The organism is Asticcacaulis sp., assembly GCF_035497195.1.
Taxonomy (GTDB): Bacteria; Pseudomonadota; Alphaproteobacteria; order Caulobacterales; family Caulobacteraceae; genus Asticcacaulis.
This window is the reverse complement of sequence record NZ_DATJDZ010000009.1, coordinates 76,298-90,877: the sequence shown is the minus strand read 5'-3', so window position 1 is coordinate 90,877 and position 14,580 is coordinate 76,298. Positions and strand designations below refer to the sequence as shown.

The 14,580-nt window shown below is 59.1% G+C and carries 17 protein-coding genes; 9 read left to right on the top strand and 8 right to left on the bottom strand.

The window, feature by feature from the left end:
• Positions 1–85: 85 nt before the first annotated feature.
• From VL130_RS02575 to dxs, 5 genes are all read left to right on the top strand, one after another.
• Positions 86–1,309: a cyclopropane-fatty-acyl-phospholipid synthase family protein gene (locus VL130_RS02575; protein ID WP_325360837.1), complete on the top strand. Its 1,224-nt coding sequence runs from the start codon at positions 86–88 to the stop codon at positions 1,307–1,309.
• Between the two features lie 269 nt (positions 1,310–1,578).
• On the top strand, positions 1,579–2,208 hold the full coding sequence (locus VL130_RS02570; protein ID WP_325360835.1) for a phosphoglycerate mutase family protein: 630 nt from the start codon (positions 1,579–1,581) through the stop codon (positions 2,206–2,208).
• On the top strand, positions 2,205–2,441 hold the full coding sequence (locus VL130_RS02565) for an exodeoxyribonuclease VII small subunit (protein WP_325360833.1): 237 nt from the start codon (positions 2,205–2,207) through the stop codon (positions 2,439–2,441). Before VL130_RS02570 ends, VL130_RS02565 begins: the two co-directional genes overlap by 4 nt.
• Before the next feature lie 9 nt (positions 2,442–2,450).
• The gene (locus VL130_RS02560) at positions 2,451–3,362 is read left to right on the top strand and encodes a farnesyl diphosphate synthase (protein ID WP_325360831.1); all 912 of its coding nucleotides are present in this window, start codon (positions 2,451–2,453) and stop codon (positions 3,360–3,362) included.
• A 94-nt stretch (positions 3,363–3,456) separates the two neighbouring features.
• Positions 3,457–5,373, top strand: a complete 1,917-nt coding sequence (gene dxs, locus VL130_RS02555) for a 1-deoxy-D-xylulose-5-phosphate synthase (protein ID WP_325360829.1) — start codon at positions 3,457–3,459, stop codon at positions 5,371–5,373.
• A gap of 34 nt (positions 5,374–5,407) precedes the next feature.
• Here the strand turns inward: dxs and VL130_RS02550 are convergent, their stop codons facing one another.
• The 3 genes from VL130_RS02550 to VL130_RS02540 form a co-directional block, all read right to left on the bottom strand.
• Entirely contained in the window at positions 5,408–5,818 is a 411-nt protein-coding gene (locus tag VL130_RS02550) for an RcnB family protein (protein ID WP_325360827.1), read from the bottom strand.
• A gap of 97 nt (positions 5,819–5,915) precedes the next feature.
• Positions 5,916–6,452, bottom strand: a complete 537-nt coding sequence (locus tag VL130_RS02545) for a DUF1285 domain-containing protein (RefSeq protein ID WP_325360824.1) — start codon at positions 6,450–6,452, stop codon at positions 5,916–5,918.
• Entirely contained in the window at positions 6,452–7,540 is a 1,089-nt protein-coding gene (locus VL130_RS02540; RefSeq protein ID WP_325360821.1) for an alpha/beta hydrolase, read from the bottom strand. Before VL130_RS02540 ends, VL130_RS02545 begins: the two co-directional genes overlap by 1 nt.
• 372 nt (positions 7,541–7,912) lie before the next feature.
• Between VL130_RS02540 and VL130_RS02535 the strand changes: the two genes are divergently transcribed.
• On the top strand, positions 7,913–8,116 hold the full coding sequence (locus VL130_RS02535) for a cold-shock protein (RefSeq protein ID WP_325360819.1): 204 nt from the start codon (positions 7,913–7,915) through the stop codon (positions 8,114–8,116).
• Positions 8,117–8,187: 71 nt separating this feature from the next.
• Here the strand turns inward: VL130_RS02535 and gluQRS are convergent, their stop codons facing one another.
• The gene (gluQRS, locus tag VL130_RS02530; protein WP_325361105.1) at positions 8,188–8,985 is read right to left on the bottom strand and encodes a tRNA glutamyl-Q(34) synthetase GluQRS; all 798 of its coding nucleotides are present in this window, start codon (positions 8,983–8,985) and stop codon (positions 8,188–8,190) included.
• A 177-nt stretch (positions 8,986–9,162) separates the two neighbouring features.
• On the opposite strand from gluQRS, the gene VL130_RS02525 reads away from it, so the two are divergent.
• The 3 genes from VL130_RS02525 to VL130_RS02515 are packed head-to-tail and all read left to right on the top strand — an operon-like array spanning position 9,163 to position 11,361.
• Entirely contained in the window at positions 9,163–9,723 is a 561-nt protein-coding gene (locus VL130_RS02525) for an HNH endonuclease (protein WP_325360817.1), read from the top strand.
• A gap of 45 nt (positions 9,724–9,768) precedes the next feature.
• Positions 9,769–10,098, top strand: a complete 330-nt coding sequence (locus VL130_RS02520) for a hypothetical protein (protein ID WP_325360815.1) — start codon at positions 9,769–9,771, stop codon at positions 10,096–10,098.
• A gap of 3 nt (positions 10,099–10,101) precedes the next feature.
• Complete coding sequence (locus VL130_RS02515) at positions 10,102–11,361, top strand: hypothetical protein (RefSeq protein WP_325360813.1); 1,260 nt, start codon at positions 10,102–10,104, stop codon at positions 11,359–11,361.
• Here VL130_RS02515 and VL130_RS02510 read toward each other — a convergent pair.
• From VL130_RS02510 to VL130_RS02495, 4 genes are read right to left on the bottom strand one after another with little or no spacing between them, the layout of a single operon-like run.
• Entirely contained in the window at positions 11,358–12,632 is a 1,275-nt protein-coding gene (locus VL130_RS02510) for a divalent metal cation transporter (protein WP_325360810.1), read from the bottom strand. The two genes, VL130_RS02515 and VL130_RS02510, sit on opposite strands and share 4 nt — an antisense overlap.
• Before the next feature lie 52 nt (positions 12,633–12,684).
• On the bottom strand, positions 12,685–13,245 hold the full coding sequence (locus tag VL130_RS02505; RefSeq protein WP_325360808.1) for a demethoxyubiquinone hydroxylase family protein: 561 nt from the start codon (positions 13,243–13,245) through the stop codon (positions 12,685–12,687).
• 16 nt (positions 13,246–13,261) lie between these two features.
• The gene (locus VL130_RS02500; protein WP_325360806.1) at positions 13,262–13,783 is read right to left on the bottom strand and encodes a disulfide bond formation protein B; all 522 of its coding nucleotides are present in this window, start codon (positions 13,781–13,783) and stop codon (positions 13,262–13,264) included.
• Positions 13,784–13,834: 51 nt separating this feature from the next.
• Positions 13,835–14,416, bottom strand: coding sequence for a YqaA family protein (locus VL130_RS02495; protein WP_325360804.1), 582 nt, complete (start codon positions 14,414–14,416; stop codon positions 13,835–13,837).
• Positions 14,417–14,580: the final 164 nt, after the last annotated feature.

Genomic DNA, 14,580 nt, shown 5'->3' with positions numbered 1-14,580 from the left:
CATATCTGAATTTTTGCCGGATCATCTGTCCGGCACGGCGTACCGTATAAGAGCGTTAACCCACTCTGAGGAAAGGCCACCGTTCATGACAGCCCCCATTGACCAGGATTTAAAAGCCCAGCCGTTTGTGGTGCGCAAGGGCGTGGAAACCCTGCGCAAGGTCTGGGAATTCGGCCGGATGGATGTCGTTTTCCCCGATGGCCGGCACATGATGCTGGAGGGGCGTGAGCCGGGGCCTTCGGCCACTTTGCTGGTCAAGGACTTCAACTTCATGAAGCGGGTGATGACGTCGGGCGATATCGGTTTCTGTGACGGCTATCGTGAAGGGGAGTGGGATACGCCTGATCTGGCGACGCTTCTGACCGTGCTCAGCCTGAATACCGAGCGTTTGGGCCAGCTTTTTACCGGCAATTTCATCACGCGGACCGTCAACAAGATTTTGCACACACTGCGGAAAAACACTAAAAAAGGCAGCCGCAAGAACATCTTCGATCATTACGATCTCGGCAATAATTTTTATGATCAGTGGCTTGACCAGAGCATGACCTATTCGTCGGCTTTGTTCGAGGGCGAGCGTTTTCGTGAGCACAAGGATCTCGGCGCGGCGCAAACGGCCAAATATGCCAAGCTGGCCGAAATGGTTGATCTCAAACCCGGCCAGCATGTGCTGGAAATCGGCTGCGGTTGGGGTGGCTTCGCGCAATATGCCGCCGAGACGATCGGCGCCCGTGTGACCGGTGTCACCATTTCGCAGGCCCAGCATGATTACGCCGTCGAGCGTATGAAACGGCTCGGCCTGGAAGACAAGGTTGACATCGTGATGATGGATTACCGCGATATCAAGGGCCAGTTCGATGCCGTGGTGTCGATCGAAATGTTCGAGGCGGTCGGTGAAAGCTACTGGGGCGCCTATTTCACCAAGTTGCATGACGTGCTGAAAAAGGGCGGTAAGGCGGGTTTACAGATTATCACCATTGCCGACGAAATGTTCGAGGATTACAGGTCGCGTGCCGATTTCATCCAGAAATATGTCTTCCCCGGGGGCATGTTGCCCTCGGCGCAGAAACTGCTGGAGCAGACACAGGTCGCCGGTCTCAAGGCGATTTCGTCCTTCAAGTTCGGCAGTGACTATGCCGAGACGCTCAAGCAATGGGGCCAACGCTTCGAGGACGCCTGGAAAGAGGGCCGGATCAAGGGCTTCGATGCCCACTTCCGCAAGCTGTGGCTGTTCTATCTGGCCTATTGCGAGGCAGGCTTTCGTACGCAACGCACCAATGTGGTGCATCTGGAATTGCAGCGCGGGGACTGATCTCTCCTCCCCATTTCCCAAATGGGGAGGTGGCGCGGCTTGTCCGCGACGGAGGGGTATCTTGCTTCTTTAAGAACCCCTTCGTCTCGACGTGCTTCGCCTGACGGCTCCGCTTGCTCGACACCTCCTCATTTGCGAAAGGGGGAGGTGGGAGAGGGAGGCATCCCAGCACAAAACACTTGCCCCCCCCGTTTAAGGACGTTACCAACGGCCTCTGTTTAATGGCCAACGGCGAATCTGATGTCCAGGTTTGTCGGTTTGGGGGTCTGTTGCTCGACGCAAAAAATATCGATATGGCCGCGAAGCCCGTCAGCATGGGGGCGATCACACTTGTGCGCCACGGCGAACCGGCGCTGTCGCGTCGCGTCAAGCTGGATTGGCGGGGCTATGTCGAGTGGTGGGCCAAATATGATCAGGTCGGCCTGCTCGAAGGCCAGACACCGCCGGTGATCCTGCATAAGTTCGCCAAGGAAGCCCGCTACATTTATTCATCGACCCTGCCGCGCTCGATCGAAACGGCTGAAGCCATCTGTGACGGCAAGGGCTTTACGTCGCTGGAAGCATTGATCGAAGCACCCTTGCCGCCGCCGCACCTGCCGTCCTTTATCAAGTTGACGCCAAACTCCTACGCCTGGGGTTTTCTGGCGCGGGTCTGCTGGTGGTATCTCAATATCCACGGCACTTCCGAAGGCCGCGAAGTCGCCAAGGTGCGCGCCCGTAGAGTGGCCGAATTCCTGTTCGACAAGGCCCGCGAAGGCGGCGACGTGCTTGTGCTGGCCCACGGCTTTTTTAATCTGATGGTCAGTATTGAACTGAAGAAAATGGGCTATATAAAGACTCTGGAAGAGGGCTTCAAATACTGGGGTTGCCGCCGCTACGAACTAAGGAAGCGCAAATGACCGAAACTGTGGAACTCTCTTTTGAAGACGCGCTGAAGCAACTGGAAAAGATCGTCACCGAACTGGAATCCGGACAGGCGCCGCTCGAAAAATCATTGGAACTTTATCAGCGTGGCGCTGAACTGAAGGCGCTGTGCGAAGCGCGTCTCGAGGCCGCGCGTTTGCAGGTCGAGAAGATTTCGCTGAATAAATCCGGCGCCGTCGAAGGCGTGGCTCCCGCCGATTTTAATTAAAGAGATTAGATGACCCCCGTCGCCGCCAATTCCGATCTGCCGCCGCTGCAAATCCGCATGGCGGAAACGGCTGATCTGGTGACGATGGCGCTTGATCAGCTTCTGCCGCGCGGCGAGGGGGCGGAAGCGCGCCTGACCGAGGCCATGCGCTACGCGGCGCTCGGACCCGGCAAGCGTCTGCGGCCGTTTTTCGCGCTGGAAGCGGCCCGCCTGTTCGATGCCGATGAGAATTCCGTGCTGCGCGCCGCCTGTGCGCTCGAATGTATCCACGCCTATAGTCTGGTCCATGACGACCTGCCGTGCATGGATGATGACGATATCCGTCGTGGCCGTCTGACCGTTCACCGCGCCTATGACGAGGCCACCGCCGTGCTGGCCGGCGACGCCCTTCAAAGCGTGGCCTTTGAAATCCTGTCGCACGAGGATACCCACGAAGACCCGCAGGTCCGTGTCGAACTGATCCGGATGCTGGCCATCGCTTCCGGAGCGCAGGGCATGGCCGGCGGCCAGATGATCGACCTGATCGGCGTACCCGATGATGTCGGCGGCGTGGCGCGGATGCAGCGGCTGAAAACCGGCGCCCTGATCGTCTATGCCTTCCAGATACCGCTGATCATCGCCGATGCCTCTGAAAAGGAGGGCATGGCCCTGATGCACTTCGCCCAGGACCTGGGGCTGGCCTATCAGATCGCCGATGATGTGCTCGATGTCGAAGGCGACCCCGAAGAAATGGGTAAGGCCTCCGGCGGCAAGGACGCGGCTATGGGCAAGACCAATTTCGTTACTCTGCTGGGTCTGGAAGAGGCCAAGGCGCGCGTCCGCATACTCGCCGATCAGGCGAAATCACGGCTTGATATTTTTGGCGGAAAAGCGCGTTACTTGCGGGACAGCGTTGACTTCGTGCTCAATCGGCGCAACTGACCATTTACCCTGCCCGACTGCAAAACCAATGGCTATTTTGTTGCAATGCGGCTAAGACAGATTTGTGTTACGCCAGAAACCGGTTTGCGTTTTAATGCCTGAAACCCCCATTCTCGATACCCTGACCGATCCCGAAGCCATCCGGGATCTGACTTCCCCCCAGGTGAGGGCGCTGGCCGACGAGGTGCGGAGCGAAACCATCGATGTGGTGTCGAAGATTGGTGGACACCTCGGTTCGTCGCTCGGCGTGGTCGAACTGACCGTGGCCCTGCACCATGTTTTCGAGACACCGAAGGATATCCTGATCTGGGATGTCGGGCACCAGTGTTACCCGCATAAAATTCTGACCGGCCGGCGCGATCGTATCCGCAGCCTGCGTCAGGCGGGTGGACTGTCCGGTTTCACTAAGCGCTCCGAAAGCGTCTACGATCCGTTCGGTGCGGCTCATGCCGCCACTTCGATTTCGGCGGCGCTCGGCTTCTGTGCGGCGCGTGACCAGAAGGGCGAAAACCATAATGTGATCGCGGTGATCGGTGACGGCTCGATGTCCGCCGGCATGGCCTATGAGGCGATGAATAACGCCGCCGAAACGACGAGAAACCTGACCGTCATCCTCAACGACAATGACATGTCGATCGCGCCGCCGGTCGGGGGCATGAGCGCCTATCTCGCCAATCTGGTATCGGGCGGCGCCTATCAAAGCCTGCGCCGCTGGGGCAAGTCGGTGGCCGAGCGCCTGCCGCGTCCGCTGTTCGAGATGGTGCGCAAGTCGGAAGAATTTTCGCGCACCTGGTTTACCGGCGGGACCTTTTTCGAGGAACTGGGTTTCTACTATGTCGGCCCGATCGACGGCCACGATATGGAAACCTTGCTGGCGGTGCTGAAGCGCGTCAAGGAGATCAAGGATCGGCCGGTGCTGGTCCATGTGGTGACGCAGAAAGGCAAGGGCTACAGCCCGGCCGAAACCTCGCCGGACAAGTATCACGGCGTCGCCAAGTTCGATGTCATCACCGGCGAACAGTCGAAACCCAAGGCCAATGCACCGAGCTATACCGATGTCTTCGCTTCGGAACTGATCAAGCAGGCACGCCTGGATGACAAGATTGTCGCCATAACGGCGGCCATGCCTTCGGGCACGGGCCTTGACCGTTTCGCCGAGGTCTTCCCGGCGCGCACCTATGATGTCGGCATCGCCGAGCAGCACGCCGTCACCTTCGCGGCGGGGCTGGCGGCGGATGGCATGAAGCCGTTCTGCGCCATCTATTCGACCTTCCTGCAACGTGGCTATGACCAGGTGGCGCATGATGTGTCCCTGCAAAACCTGCCGGTGCGTTTTGCGCTCGATCGGGCAGGGCTGGTCGGGGCCGATGGCGCCACCCATGCCGGGTCTTTTGATATCGGCTATCTCGGCGCCCTGCCGAACATGATGATCATGGCCGCCGCCGACGAGGCCGAACTGGCGGCGATGATTGCCACGGCCACCGCCTATGATGATGGCCCGTCGGCCTTCCGCTATCCGCGCGGCGAGGCGTCTGGCATCGCTATTCCCGAACTGGCCGCGCCTCTGCAAATCGGCAAGGGGCGTATCCTGCGGGAAGGCTCGAAGGTCGCCATCCTGTCGCTGGGCACCCGTTTGGGCGATGCGCTGAAGGCGGCCGATATGCTGGCGGCGCGTGGCTTGTCCACCACGGTGGCAGACGCCCGTTTCGCCAAGCCAATCGACAAGGAACTGGTGCTGCAACTGGCGCGTCACCACGAATGCCTGATCACGGTCGAAGAGGGGGCCGTCGGCGGATTCGGCGCCTTCGTGCTGCACTATCTGGCCGGCGAAGGCGCGCTGGATGCGGGCCTCAAGATCCGCACCCTGACCTTGCCGGATGTTTATCAGGACCAGGATTCTCAAGCCAACCAATATGCCCAGGCCGGTCTTGATGCAGCGGGTATTGTCCTGACGACTCTACAGGCGCTGGGGCTGGAAGATGTGACGCTGGCCAAGGTGATAACGCGCTAAAAAACGGCGCCCCTTGCGAGGCGCCGTTTCTGTTTTAATAGCCGTTGTTCAGGATAACCGAGGCGATCAGACCGCCGGCTACGGCCGCGAGGACGTAATTGTCATCCACCCGGCGCCATTCATAGCCGCGCGGCGGATGGCGGAGATGGTGGCGGCGGTAATCGACATAATAACCGCGATGCCAGTCATTATAGGAGACATAGCCGCCGCGACGCCAGTCTGAGCGGTCACGCCAGCCGCGATGGTAGCCGCGGTTGTAGCCGCTATGGCCACGATCGCCGCGATTGTAATGACGGTCGTGATCACGGTCGCCGCGGTCATGACGATCATATCCGCGTTCATAGCCACGGTCGTAACCGCGGTGAGATTGGGCTGAGGCGACGTCGCCAAACGCGAAGGTCCCGGCCAGTACGGCGAGCGCCGTGGTAATCATGAATCGTTTCATGGCGATTTTCCTTAATCCTATCGCCCCCATGACGCATAAGGTAACTCCCTGAGCCTGAACCCAGCATGAATATTTCACTCATGTTATAATTGGCCGATTACAAACGATCCGCCTGGACGACAGGAAAGAATAAACCGCCGGAACTGACGCCGAACCAGGGGGCGCCCTCATGCTCGGTGACCTCGCCCATATTGGCGATTTCCTGCGCCAGATCGCGTGAAAGGCGGGCGTAAAGACCGTCGCGGACACATATATAGGGCCTGAACCCATCGCCATCGGACTCGAAACGCAAGGGGTGATCGGCATCGGCCGTCACCCAGTCATCGACATTGGTGCGGAAGGTCAGGATACCCTTGTCAGACATCATTTCCACGGCGATAAAGGGCACGTCCTCGACCGTGATCTCGACCTTTTCAACCGGCGTGACCAGAAAATAGGCGTCGCCTTCCCGACGCAGGATGCCAGCGAACAATTTGACCATTGCCGGCCGTGTGATCGGCGTGCCGGTGTAAAGCCATGTGCCGTCATGGGTAATGCGCATATCGATATCGCCGCAGAAGGGCGGGTGCCATTGCCCGACCGGCGGCAGCGGCCCTTGCGCTTCGACATCACCATAGAGCCGCGCGATGTCCATCAGGCGACGTCCTGCGTTGGCTCCGCTGCGATCTCTATTTGGCCGTTGCGCAGCAGGTCCATCCAGTTTTCGGCGATATCCTGCACGGCTGAGCGCGCTTCGTCCGCCACGGCGGCGAACAGGTCGAAGCCGAGCGGCAGACTGTCATAGCGGCGATAAAGTGTGACGTTGCGCGCAGCGATCAGGCGCTTTGCGAAGGCTTCGCCCTGTGCGGCCAGTGGATCGAGGCCGGCCGAGACGATAAAGGTCTTCGGCTGGCCGATGATCAGCTTTTCCGACGCTGGCGAGATGCGTGGATCGGTCAGATCGGTGCCGGCGCCGGCATAATGGCTGATCATGAGGTCGAGATCGGCTACGGTCAGCGGCCACATCCCCAGTGCTGCATTGGCTTTGATAAGGGGATCGGCGAGATCGACCAGGGGCGTGATCAGTAATTGCCCGACTGGAAAAGGCTTGAAATCGCGTCTGAGATCAAGACTGATCCGCGCCGCAAGGTTGGCGCCGATCAGCGCTCCGCCGATGGCCACCTGTCCGGATTTCGCCCCCAACCGCGCCGCGTTGGCCAGTGCCCAGTCATAGGCGGCACGGGCGTCTTCGAGCGCCGCCGGAAAACGATTGAGCGGGGCCAGGCGGTAATCAGGCAAAAAGACCGGGCAATGGGCGGTGTGCGCCAGAAGCGCGCAGAACGCCTTGCTGAGGTCAGGGCCGCCGATGACGCCACCGCCCTGATGGAAGAAGACCAGCAGGGGCGCGTCTTCGGAAACATGCGCCGGGCGGATCAGCAGGCCGCTGATTGAAGCGCCGCCTTCGATGACCTCGTACCGCACGCGGATATCGTCTGGCAGGCCGAACAGAGCGATGGTTTCCTGCCATTCGACACGGGCGCTTTCGAGACTTTTGCCGGTGAGTGAAAGGTGCGCTCGCCCGGTCGGGTTGGTGAACAGGCCGCGCCACAGGAACTGGATCTGCGCGTCAAGCGTTCGGCCCCGGTTGTGGACCACGCCGCCGCCAGCCAGAAAGCGCAGTACGGCCAAGGGCAGGGTCAAGCCGAGCTTTAATAGCCAGGTATTGAGAGCAGAGACGCGCATGAACCCTCGGAAATGGTATTTATCAGACGAAAAGGCGGGAGACGCCAGGATCTGTGATTTAGCACCTTTCACGCCTGAATCGCAGCGAGTAGTGATAAAAAATCCGCTAAACTGGGCTATTTTTGTCAAATTTCCGGTAAAATACGCGAGAGACACGCCCGAAACAGCGTGTTTTTATTTGACCGTTTTTAAAACCTGCGTCTTAATATCTCCGCAATCCGTTAGTCTGGCTGCCTATGCTAATGGGATTTGAAGGTTTCCGGCCCGTGCCGCAGGTCTTTGGTCTCGCCCGCTGCTACCGAGATACACGATTGTCTTGTGAGGGATGAAAGCTTCATGCCTCGATATCAGCTTGCGACCAGGGAGAGCGTCATGGCCGAAGGTACAGTAAAATGGTTCAACTCCACCAAGGGTTTTGGTTTTATCCAGCCCTCAGAAGGCGGCAATGACGTCTTCGTGCATATTTCCGCTGTTCAGCGCGCCGGCCTGCAAGGTCTCGCCGATGGCCAGAAGGTGTCCTACGAACTGCAAAACGAACGTGGCAAGACCGCTGCGGTCGACATTCAGCTCCTGTAGGTTCTGGACACTATAATCTGAGATAAAAAAGCGCAGGCGGCGTAAGCGGTTTGCGCTTTTTTATGCCTGTTTCAGCCTTTCGGCGCGGTGGTTATCATGGCCTTGATATCCGCCGCGCTCAGGCCTTCGTTGCGGTAATCGCGCAGGGATTTCGATCCCTTGCGCTTGGCGAGACGGCGGCCTTCGGAGTCCAGCAGCAAGGCATGGTGGCTGTATTCCGGCGCCGGCAGATCGAGCAGGGCTTGTAGCAGAACCTGCGTATGCGTGGCGTCAGAGAGATCGCGGCCACGGATGATGTGGCTGATCCCCTGGCGGGCGTCATCGATCACCACGGCGAGGTGATAGGCGACGCCGATATCCTTGCGGCCAAGAATGACATCGCCATTGATCGATGGATCGGCTTTTTGCGTCTGACCGTGATCCGTGAAAGTCAGGTGATCGTAGCGCGAACCAAGGTATTTGCGCGCGGCTTCGAGCGACAAGCGCCAGGCCGGATTGGCCGGCGCAGTCTCGTGATTGTCTTCGCTTTGTGGCGCGCTGAGGGCGGCTTCCGCTTCCCCCTTGCGCGTCCGGTGATCGGCATAGAGCAGGCCCAGGTCCTTGAGTCGCTCCAGCGCCGCCTGATAGTCGGGCAGGTGATTGCTCTGGCGCAAAACCGGCGTCTGCCACGAGAGGCCCAGCCAGGCGAGGTCTTCGTATATCGCTGTTTCATACTGCGGACGGCTGCGTGTGTGGTCGATATCCTCGATGCGCAGGATGAATTCGCCGCCCGCTGCCCGTGCTAGCTCATAGGCGGTCAGCGCGCTGAAAGCGTGGCCGAGATGCAGGTAGCCGGTGGGGGAGGGCGCGAAGCGGGTGCGGTACATGATTGTAGTGTAGCCGTATGCCGCAAAAATTTCATAAAAATTTGCCGTTCCCTTTTGGCGGAATCAGGCTCACACTTACATTACAGCCTGATTATGACTGCCTGCTTCTTGATGAGGAGGATGCGTCTTCAAACAGTTCGCTACCTGTACAGTGCTTTGTCCTGCATGTTGGAGGCCGACATGCAGGTTCTGAAAAGCCCGCCTTCGGATTGGCGCGCGCTCGTGCTCAATGCTGATTTCCGCCCCCTGTCCTATTATCCGCTCTCCACCAAGCCCTGGCAGGATGTGGTCAAGGCGGTTTTCGAGGGTCGTGTCGATGTGGTGTCGACCTACGATATTGAAATCCATTCGCCTTCGATGAAGATGCGCCTGCCGAGTGTGGTGGCGCTCAAAACCTATATCGACCAGAACCGCCCGCCAGCTTTCACACGCTATAACGTCTTCCTGCGCGACGAATTTTCCTGTCAGTATTGCGGTATCGACGAAGACCTGACCTTCGATCATGTTGTGCCTGTCTCGCAGGGCGGCAAGTCTAGCTGGACCAATATCCTGACCGCCTGCGCGCCATGCAACTTGCGCAAAGGGGGAAAAACTCCCCAGCAGGCACGCATGATGCCGGCAAAAAATCCACACCGGCCGACAATGTATCAGTTGCAGGAACTGGGGCGGCGTTTTCCCCCTAACTATCTTCACGAAAGTTGGATAGACTACCTGTATTGGGATACGCTACTGGAGGGCTGACCTTCCGGCGTACCGGGGGAATACCGGCTTGGGCGTGGCATAGATATGTCGTCTGAAAAACCATTACCCGTGCGTTTTGTCATCGACGAACGCCGTTTTGGCCTTGTGTCGTTTCCGCGACCCAAGGGACGCACCCGTATTCCGCTGGAACCGTTGCAGAGCGCGCTGGAAACAACGCTCGGCGTGCGCTTCGAGGCCCGGCGCGAGCGCCTGTTCGGGCCGAAGGTGCTGAGTTTCATCTATATGGGCGAACGGGTGAAGATCCGCCTGCTGGAAACCGGTGACGCCCAGATCGACCTGGTGGCGGTGGATGACGATGTGCGGGAAATCATTCTGGAACACCTGCGCCAGAGTCACGATTTCGAGGCTCACTGACGCATGGACGCCCTCTCAGTCCTGCGGCGCCTGACCGCCTTCAAGCCACTTCTGTTTCTCTTTATGGCCTTCTGTGCCTGGCCAATTGTGGCCGGCATGTATCATATGATCACCCACCACGCCTGGATGATGATGGATATCGACGCTGTGTTGTGCGGCGCCAAGACCCTGGCGTCCGGCCGCTCCCCCTATGCCATCCATCCGCCGACCTGCGCCGGCGTGCGACCGGCCGCCTACGTCTATGCGCCGCAGGTGGCTTATCTTTTCATGCCGTTTATCGAGCGCTTCGGTATTCCCGGTACCCGTACGCTGTTCCAGTGGGTTTTGCTCTATCCGGCCACACTGTTCCTGCTGTGGTTCGCCCTGGTCCGGCGTTTCCCGAATATCGACATCCGCTGGCGTTGGCTGGCCTTCTCCGGCCTGACGGCCATGACCTTCCTGTGCGCCAATGTCGGCATTGTCATGCACGCGCTGGTACTGGCCAGCCTGCTGCTGTTCCGTCGCAAGGACACGGCAAAGGCGGATATGAGCCAGCCGGATTTCTTTCTGGCGCGTTTGCCATTCACCATCGTCGTATTGCTGTGTTCGTGCGTCAAGCCGACCTTTCTGGCCTATTTCGTCATCTTCCTGTTCGACGACGTGGTGCTGTGGCGGCGGGGTTTCGCCTTCATCTGGCGGGCAGTGGCAGGGATCGGCGTCAACCACCTGATGGTGATCACCGATGGCCATTTCGGCAAGGCGTGGCAGAGAACCCTGCATTCCGTGACCCTGGCGCGGCAGCCTGGCATGGGCTGGTTCGAACTGACCAATTTCGTCTTTCATGTACCGGGCAAGTCCGATCTTAACTGGCAACTGGCGCTGGGTTTCATGATCGTGATGGGGCTGTCGGGCATGGCGATCGCGCAGTGGGGACGACTGGAAGAGGATGAGCGGCTGCTGTTCGGCATGGGGCTGGTGCCGTTGATGATCCCGCGCATTCTCGATTACGACATGATCCTGATCGCGCCCTATGCCGCCCTGTTGATGGCTGTGGCCTATCGCATCGGCGGGGGCATTTTCCGCTTTGTGCTGTCGTGGATATTCTCCGGCTGGATGATCTGGGGCGTGTTCAGCTTTATTTTCGACATGGACGGCTGGCATCGTACGTCAATGGCTATGTTACTGTTCGGCTGTCTGACGGTAGTTGTGGCTTTGCGCACCGTGGCGAACCGGTTCGGTTTGCCTGCGACAGAAGCGCCTGACCTGCAAACTGCCAAATCTTAACCGAAGAACTGAAAGTACAGCATAAAGCCGGCAGCGACGGTCATCAGCAACAGCGCCAAACCGCCGAAGATATTCGACCAGACACCGTTGGTGAACGTGCCCATGACGGCGGTGTTGTTCGAGATGTGCAGGACGATGGCGATGATCACCGGCGACGTTATGCCATAAAGAATGGCCGACCAGATCAGCGCCTGGATCGGGCTGATGCCGATATAGTTGATTCCCAGCCCGATCAGTAGCGAGACGACGATTACCGCATAGAAGGCGGGGGCGTCGCGCAGACGCTTGTCGAGGCCTTCCTGCCAGCCGAAGGTCTCGGAAATGATGTAGGACAGTGAACCGCTCAGCACTGGAATAGCGAGGAAGCCCGTGCCGATGACGCCGATGGCGAACAGATAATAGGCTGCGGCGCCGGCAACTGGTTCGAGCGCTTTCGCTGCCTGCTCAACCGTATCTATCTGGTGGATGCCGGCGTTGAACAGGACGGTCCCGGTGGTCAGGATGATGAAATACATGACGATGTTGGAGAACAGCATCCCCATATCGACATCGAACCCGACGTCCTTGATATAGCGCTTGTCGACCACGACATGCCGGTCATGCTTCATAGCCTCCACCTCCATGGTGGTCTGCCAGAAGAACAGATAGGGCGAGATGGTCGTGCCGAGAATGGCCACCAGCACGCTGACATAGTCCTTGTTGAACTGCACCGTCGGGATGACCGTATGCTTCGCCACGCTGAGCCAGTCGGTTTTGACGAGGAATGGCACCACCAGATAGACCAGGAGGATGACGCACAGCCATTTCAGCACGGCGGCGAACTTGGCATAGGGCAGGGCGATGATGGCGATCAGCAGCAGAATGGTAAAGGCGACGCTGAAAAAGATCGGACTGATGGCCGGAAATATCAGGTTGGCGACCGCGCCCATGCCGGCGATATCGGCGCCGATATTGAGGATGATGGCAGGAAAGCTGAACAGCACCATCAGCCACAGGACGGGCTTGGGGTAGGTCTTGCGCAGGATGCCGGTCAGCCCTTGCGCCGTCACCACGCCGATGCGGGCGCACATTTCCTGCACAGCGGCCATAAGCGGGAAGGTGATCAGGGCGGTCCACAGGGTGGTCAGGCCATATTGCGCCCCGGCCTGGGAATAGGTGGCAATACCGGAAGGATCATCATCGCTGGCGCCGGTGACAAGGCCGGGGCCGAGCAGTTTCCACAGCGCCTTCAGGCTTTTGGGTTTTTCCTTTTGAGTATCGGTATCCGGCATATCGGCTCCGCATGTCTGCAACAGGCTGCGAAGCGCAAGAGTGCGGATTCGCTTATATTTTTTCACTGATCTTGATGGCGACCCGGCATCCGGTTTTGATAAGGGCGGAGAGCAGCGGATAGGCGGTCGCCTCGCGCGCACCCTGTTCGACCGCGCGATCATGATGGCCGATCTCGTCGTCACGGAATTGCGTCAGGCGCGCCGCCAGTTCGGGATCGGACGGCGCCAGTTCGGCGATCTGTTCGGCGTAGTGATCGGCGATGACCTCTTCCACCGCTTCCGTGCAGGCGTGGGCGGCTTTTTCACCCAGCAGGGCGGTGCCGACACCGAGGCCCAGCGCCGCCAGGCGCCAGACCGGCGACATGGCGGTCGGGCGAATATTTTTCTCGCGCAGCAGGCCCTCGAAAGCGTCGAGATGGACCTGTTCCTCGCCCTGCATATGGCTGAATTGTTCGCTCAAATCGCGCTTCGGCGTATCCGAAAAGACCATGCTCTGGCCCTTATAGATATGGACGGCGGCCAGTTCGCCGGCATGATCGACCCGCAGGATTTCTTCCAATCGGCGGCGTGAGGCGCCGGAGCCGGGGCGGGGAGGTATAGGTTTGGCGGTCATTGTTATCAGCTTAACCTCAATAGGGCCGGCTGGAGCGATATTTCGCCTTGAAACGCATTGAGGCCAGCAGGCTCAGGGCGGCCAGGACAGCCGATACGATGGCATTATAGCCGGCCATCGAAAGGCCGAACATGCGCCATTGCGCCACATCGCACATCGGTGCACTGGAGGCCGCGCCAGCGAGAAAGGCGGCCATCTGGTCAATGCTGATCTCCCCGCCCGAAGCGGTGCAGCTTTGCGGCCCATTCCACCATTTCAGTTCAACGCCAGCGTGGAAGAAGGCCAGGGCCGCGCCGGTCAGGAAGATGGCGAACAGAACGAACGAAAAGACGCGCGGCGGTCCCTTGGCGCCGGTGAACAGCGCCCAGACACTGGCGACCAGTGACACCCCGACGGCGATCCAGTAGATATCACGCTGCTTCAGGCAGAGGTGACAGGGGCTGAGGTGGCCGAAAAGCTGGAATGACCAGGCGGTGGCCAGCATGGCCAGTGAGATGACCAGGGCAGTGATGCTCCACCAGCGCCCGAAGGCGAGCATGAACTTCTTTGCGAACCTGTTTGATTTGTGCGCGGTCATGAAGATCTGTGTCTAATGAGGAATAAATTTGACAGCGAGTATGCCGGCCACCAGCAATCCGACGACAATGGTGCCGACCAGATAGAAGCGCTTTTCCATCAGTTCGGTGATTTCAGGTCCGAAACGCTTTACCAGGGCCGCGACCGCGAAGAAGCGCAAAGAACGGGTCAGGGCAGAAGCGATAAAGAACCACACGAGGCTGAATTGCGCAAGGCCGGCGGCGATGGTCACCAGCTTGTAGGGGATGGGGGTCAGGCCCTTCATGAAGATGACGCCTGCGCCCCATTTGGCGAACCAGACATGGAACTCTTCCAGGCCTTGCGGATGGCCGAACAGGGTCAGTATCGACTGGCCGAGCGGCTGGGCGTAATAGCCGATGGCATAACCGAGAAAGCCGCCGAGCACCGAGGCGACCGAACAGATGAAGGCGGTGCGCCAGGCGCGCTCAGGCTTGGCAAGCACCATGGGTATCAGCATGGCGTCGGGCGGAATCGGAAAGAAGGAGGCTTCGGCGAAGGAGACGACGGCGAGGACTTTTTCGGCGTGTTGGGTGCCGGCCAGTTTCAGCAGCCAGTTATAGAGACGACGCAGCACGGAGGCTCCTTGGATAATATCGGGACGACTGCCTTATCAGGAGTTCCGTGGCTTGTCGCCTGCGTGACGCCCGGCAGGGGCAAAAAAAGCGCTGGAACGCCATAAAGCGCGACATTTTCAGTGCTTTGAGGCCTGGCATTAGGTTAATTAGACAATCCCTTAAC

What these genes read in the sequence shown, in the direction of transcription:
- VL130_RS02515 (WP_325360813.1), top strand. Translation starts at nt 10,102, where the DNA reads ATGGACGCCCTCTCAGTCCTGCGGCGCCTGACCGCCTTCAAGCCACTT.
- VL130_RS02565 (WP_325360833.1), top strand. Translation starts at nt 2,205, where the DNA reads ATGACCGAAACTGTGGAACTCTCTTTTGAAGACGCGCTGAAGCAACTG.
- dxs (WP_325360829.1), top strand. Translation starts at nt 3,457, where the DNA reads ATGCCTGAAACCCCCATTCTCGATACCCTGACCGATCCCGAAGCCATC.
- VL130_RS02550 (WP_325360827.1), bottom strand. Translation starts at nt 5,818, where the DNA reads ATGAAACGATTCATGATTACCACGGCGCTCGCCGTACTGGCCGGGACC.
- VL130_RS02525 (WP_325360817.1), top strand. Translation starts at nt 9,163, where the DNA reads ATGCAGGTTCTGAAAAGCCCGCCTTCGGATTGGCGCGCGCTCGTGCTC.
- VL130_RS02560 (WP_325360831.1), top strand. Translation starts at nt 2,451, where the DNA reads ATGACCCCCGTCGCCGCCAATTCCGATCTGCCGCCGCTGCAAATCCGC.
- VL130_RS02505 (WP_325360808.1), bottom strand. Translation starts at nt 13,245, where the DNA reads ATGACCGCCAAACCTATACCTCCCCGCCCCGGCTCCGGCGCCTCACGC.
- VL130_RS02540 (WP_325360821.1), bottom strand. Translation starts at nt 7,540, where the DNA reads ATGCGCGTCTCTGCTCTCAATACCTGGCTATTAAAGCTCGGCTTGACC.
- VL130_RS02545 (WP_325360824.1), bottom strand. Translation starts at nt 6,452, where the DNA reads ATGGACATCGCGCGGCTCTATGGTGATGTCGAAGCGCAAGGGCCGCTG.
- VL130_RS02535 (WP_325360819.1), top strand. Translation starts at nt 7,913, where the DNA reads ATGGCCGAAGGTACAGTAAAATGGTTCAACTCCACCAAGGGTTTTGGT.
- VL130_RS02500 (WP_325360806.1), bottom strand. Translation starts at nt 13,783, where the DNA reads ATGCTCGCCTTCGGGCGCTGGTGGAGCATCACTGCCCTGGTCATCTCA.
- VL130_RS02520 (WP_325360815.1), top strand. Translation starts at nt 9,769, where the DNA reads ATGTCGTCTGAAAAACCATTACCCGTGCGTTTTGTCATCGACGAACGC.
- VL130_RS02575 (WP_325360837.1), top strand. Translation starts at nt 86, where the DNA reads ATGACAGCCCCCATTGACCAGGATTTAAAAGCCCAGCCGTTTGTGGTG.
- VL130_RS02510 (WP_325360810.1), bottom strand. Translation starts at nt 12,632, where the DNA reads ATGCCGGATACCGATACTCAAAAGGAAAAACCCAAAAGCCTGAAGGCG.